This is a genomic window from Pseudomonas sp. PB103 (assembly GCF_009764635.1).
Lineage (GTDB): Bacteria > Pseudomonadota > Gammaproteobacteria > Pseudomonadales > Pseudomonadaceae > Aquipseudomonas.
The window spans coordinates 1-3,967 of record NZ_RWIL01000167.1 but is presented as its reverse complement, the minus strand read 5'-3'; the positions used below and the strand labels follow the sequence as shown (position 1 = coordinate 3,967).

The following is a 3,967-nucleotide window of genomic DNA, read 5'->3' as shown; positions in this document are numbered from 1 at the left end:
CTGCGGCAGCTCCTACAGTGAACGCATTCCAATGTAGGAGCTGCCGCAGGCTGCGATCTTTTGATCTTCAACCTAATGCGGTATCCATCACCATCATCAGACAAAACCCGCTCAACAAGCCAAGGCTGGCCAATTTGTCATGACCATTGCGTCGCGACTCGGGGATCACTTCGTGGGTCACCACCAGCAACATCGCCCCCGCCGCCAGCGCCAAACCTAATGGCAACAACACCTGGGCCAGGCTGACCAGCCACGCGCACAACAGCGCAAACACCGGCTCGACCAGGCCTGACGCCGCGCCAATCATAAACGCCTTCACCCGCGACATCCCTGCCCCGGCCAATACCAACGCAATCACCAGACCTTCCGGCACATCCTGCAAAGCGATGCCCATGGCCAGGCTGTCCGCATCCGGCATGCCGCCACCGGCAGACACGCCGACGGCCATGCCTTCAGGAATGTTATGGGCAATGATCGCAAACACAAACAGCCAGATCCGGGGCGGAATCACCGGGTGCTCGACGGTGCCGACGAGCATTTCCGGAGACGCGCCGGAAACCTTGAGATCAACCAGATACAACCCGAATGCGCCGAGCATTATGCCGAAGCAGATCAGGCCACTGGCGCCCCACGGCGTCAGACCAAGACTTTCGGCGGCGGCAATGCCCGGCACGATCAGCGAAAACGCCGTCGCCGCCAGCATCACCCCGGCACCGAAACCCAGCAACGTATCGCTCAGCGCCTGCGGCATGCGCCGAATCACCAGCACCGGCACCGCACCAAGCGCCGTGCCGAGCGCGCAGATCGCGCCACCCTGCAACGCCCGCAACAGCCGCGGTTCGAGATTCAGCCATTCCAGTCCGTGGGCAACCAGCAAGGTCATGCCCGCCAACAGCAATAGCGATCCCACTGCGTAACGAAACATACGCCCACTTCCGATCGCCAGTGTTTCAGTGCCCATAGTCAGCCTTGGATTGTTTTTATAGAAGACTTAAACCAGTGCGGCCTGATAGCGCGCAGCAACTTCAGGCCAATTGATCACGTTGTAGAACGCGTTGATGTATTCCGGGCGACGGTTCTGATAGCGCAGGTAATAGGCGTGCTCCCAGACATCTAGACCGAGAATCGGCGTGTTGCCATTCATCAGCGGGCTGTCCTGGTTGCCGCTGCTTTCCACGATCAATTTCTTCTCCGGGGTCACGCTGAGCCAGGCCCAGCCGCTGCCGAAGCGGGTCAGAGCGGCTTTGGTGAAGGCTTCCTTGAAGCTGTCGAGACCGCCCAACTGCTCATCGATTGCCTTGGCCAGCGCGCCGTCCGGGTTACCACCGCCGCTAGGCACCATCACTTCCCAGAACAACGAGTGGTTGGCGTGACCGCCGCCCTGATTGATCACTGCGGCACGGAGTTTTTCCGGCAACTCCTTGACGCTGGCGACCAGTTTTTCCACCGGCCATTCAGCGTACTCAGTGCCTTCTACGGCGGCGTTGAGGTTGTTGATGTAGGTCTGGTGATGCTTGGTGTAGTGAATCTCCATGGTTTGCGCATCGATATGCGGTTCCAGTGCGTCGTAGGCGTAAGGCAAGGCAGGCAAGGTAAAAGCCATTTCAATGGACTCCATGGTGATGTGGGGCAGGCGCGCGGCGCGCATTGCCGGTATCCGGGTGCAGCAGGCGCTGGGTGCGCGGGTATTCGCCGTGCTCGCTGATGAAATTCAGCAGCTCGACGTAAGTCTTGCTGCTCTGGCGCAGCGCCGCTTCACGCAGCGCCGGGCGCAGGCGCTCGTCCTGCATGGTCTGCAACAGCCGTTGGTGGATGGCGCAGAGGTATTCGGCGCTCTCCTCAGGCTGATTCAGGCGCAGGTGCAAATCCGCGAGGTTGTGGTGGGAGATGACGCAGGCCGCCACCGCTTCGTCGGCATCTGCCCAGCGCTCGTACAACACTTGCGCCAAGGTCAGGGCTTGCAGGTAAGCCTCACGGGCATCGATCAGTTCGCCCAGCATGAAGCAGCGATTGGCCCGTTCGATCGTGCGTTTCCAGTGCTCCATGGTGAGCCTCCAAAGCGGTTGCGGTGCTTACACGCCGCCGGCGGTGAGTTTCTCGGGATTGAGCAACTCTTCCAGTTGGCTGCGCGACAGGTCGGTGTGTTCCAGAGCGACATCGATCACCGCGCGACCTTCCTTGTAGGCCTGCTTAGCGATTTCGGCGGCCTTCTGGTAACCGATGATCGGGTTGAGTGCGGTGACCAGAATCGGGTTGCGCGACAACGCCTCCTTCAAGCGCGATTCGTTGACCTTGAAGCTGGCGATGGCTTTGTCACCCAGCAGGCGGCTGGAATTGGCCAGCAGTTCGATGCTGCTCAACAGGTTTTGCGCGATGATCGGCAGCATCACGTTCAGCTCAAAGTTGCCCGACTGGCCGGCAATGGTGATCACCGAATCGTTGCCGATCACTTGCGCGGCGACCATCGCGGTGGCTTCCGGAATCACCGGATTGACCTTGCCCGGCATGATCGACGAGCCTGGTTGCAGCGCCTCCAGTTCGATTTCACCGAGACCGGCGAGCGGGCCGGAGTTCATCCAGCGCAGGTCGTTGGCGATTTTCATCAGCGACACGGCGATGGCTTTGAGTTGGCCGGAGACGGCGACGGCAGTGTCCTGCGAGCCGATCAGCGCGAACAAGTCTTTGCCCGGCGTGAATTGCACGTCGGTCAGTTGGCTGAGCTGACGGCTGAAACGCGCGGCGAACTCAGGGTGCGCGTTGATCCCGGTGCCGACCGCCGTGCCGCCCTGCGCCAGCGATTGCAGGCTTGGCAGCAAATCCTGCAAATGAGCGATGTTGGCCTTGAGCTGCTGCGCCCAGCCGTTGAGCACCTGGCTCATGCGCACCGGCATCGCGTCCATCAAATGCGTACGGCCGGTTTTGACGTGGTGATGCACTTGCTCGGCTTTGAGCTCGATCACCTGCACCAGGTGCAGCAGCGCTGGCAGCAGTTGTTCGTGCAGGGCCAACGCGGCGCTGACGTGGATGGTGGTCGGAATGATGTCGTTGCTGCTCTGGCCGCAGTTGACGTGATCATTGGCGTTGACCGGCTCGTCGAGCAGGCGGCTGGCCAGGGTGGCGATCACTTCGTTGGCGTTCATGTTCGAGCTGGTGCCGGAGCCGGTCTGGAAAATATCCACCGGGAAATGCTGCATGAAATCGCCTTCAAGCAAACCTTGGGCGGCGTCGCTGATGGCTTTGCCCTGTGCGGCGCTGATCTGATTAAGCTCGACGTTGGCCCGAGCCGCGGCGGCTTTGGCGAGGATCAACGCGCGGATGAATTGTTTGGGCATCGGCTTGCCGCTGATCGGGAAGTTATCCACTGCGCGCTGGGTCTGCGCGCCGTAGAGAGCGTCCACCGGCACCTGCAGTTCGCCCATGCTGTCGCGCTCAATACGTGTCTTGGTCATCTGAAAATCCTTGCACCAGTTCAATAAGAGGAATCGAGGGAAGCAACTCGCACGTGGCGAGCTGCCAGGTGTAGCGTTGCCAGCGCTTGAGCCGGCATTTGCACAGCGACAGGCGTTCCATTTCACGCAATGGGCGCCAGGCTTGATCGAGACAGAGGCTGCGCCAGTGCCACGGCAAGGCGATGTCGGTGGCGGTGTCGAGCAGCAAACGGAAGGAGGTTTCGGCGACCATCCAGGGTGAGGTCGCAGTGCAACAAGACAGGTACCGGCCTTCGGCCAGGTAATGTTCGATCAGGCGCGGTTCATCAGGATCCATCGCGCAACGGATCTGGCGACTCATCCAGCGCCAGCTTTCGAGGTACGGCTGCTCGTGCAAGGCAGAACTCATGATCCGGGGCTCATCCGATAATGAGATTTATTATTAGATGATAATGAGAACCAAAACAAGAGTCCGTGTGTAGGAGCTGCCGCAGGCTGCGATCTTTTGATTCTGTTTTTAAAAGCCAGATCAAAAGATC

Annotated in this window: 5 protein-coding genes; all 5 read right to left on the bottom strand. The window is 60.1% G+C overall.

Annotation, left to right across the window (positions count from 1 at the left end; all coding sequences use genetic code 11):
• Positions 1–67: 67 nt before the first annotated feature.
• Genes EJA70_RS29040 through EJA70_RS29020 form a run of 5 tightly spaced genes read right to left on the bottom strand, consistent with a single transcriptional unit; the run spans position 68 to position 3,837 of the window.
• Entirely contained in the window at positions 68–961 is an 894-nt protein-coding gene (locus tag EJA70_RS29040; protein ID WP_158835913.1) for a ZIP family metal transporter, read from the bottom strand.
• 30 nt (positions 962–991) lie between these two features.
• Positions 992–1,603 carry a superoxide dismutase gene (locus EJA70_RS29035; protein WP_158835910.1) on the bottom strand — a complete coding sequence of 204 codons (612 nt, stop codon included), beginning with the start codon at positions 1,601–1,603 and terminating at the stop codon, positions 992–994.
• Position 1,604: 1 nt separating this feature from the next.
• Positions 1,605–2,045, bottom strand: a complete 441-nt coding sequence (locus EJA70_RS29030; protein WP_158835907.1) for a hypothetical protein — start codon at positions 2,043–2,045, stop codon at positions 1,605–1,607.
• Between the two features lie 27 nt (positions 2,046–2,072).
• Positions 2,073–3,449: an aspartate ammonia-lyase gene (locus EJA70_RS29025; RefSeq protein ID WP_158835904.1), complete on the bottom strand. Its 1,377-nt coding sequence runs from the start codon at positions 3,447–3,449 to the stop codon at positions 2,073–2,075.
• Positions 3,430–3,837, bottom strand: a complete 408-nt coding sequence (locus EJA70_RS29020; RefSeq protein ID WP_158835901.1) for a FagA protein — start codon at positions 3,835–3,837, stop codon at positions 3,430–3,432. The genes EJA70_RS29025 and EJA70_RS29020 overlap by 20 nt, the downstream gene beginning before the upstream one ends.
• Positions 3,838–3,967 lie beyond the last annotated feature (130 nt).

Bases quoted from the DNA above. Each gene is read 5' to 3' on its own strand.
- EJA70_RS29020 (WP_158835901.1), bottom strand. From the start codon at position 3,837: ATGAGTTCTGCCTTGCACGAGCAGCCGTACCTCGAAAGCTGGCGCTGG.
- EJA70_RS29035 (WP_158835910.1), bottom strand. From the start codon at position 1,603: ATGGCTTTTACCTTGCCTGCCTTGCCTTACGCCTACGACGCACTGGAA.
- EJA70_RS29040 (WP_158835913.1), bottom strand. From the start codon at position 961: ATGGGCACTGAAACACTGGCGATCGGAAGTGGGCGTATGTTTCGTTAC.
- EJA70_RS29030 (WP_158835907.1), bottom strand. From the start codon at position 2,045: ATGGAGCACTGGAAACGCACGATCGAACGGGCCAATCGCTGCTTCATG.
- EJA70_RS29025 (WP_158835904.1), bottom strand. From the start codon at position 3,449: ATGACCAAGACACGTATTGAGCGCGACAGCATGGGCGAACTGCAGGTG.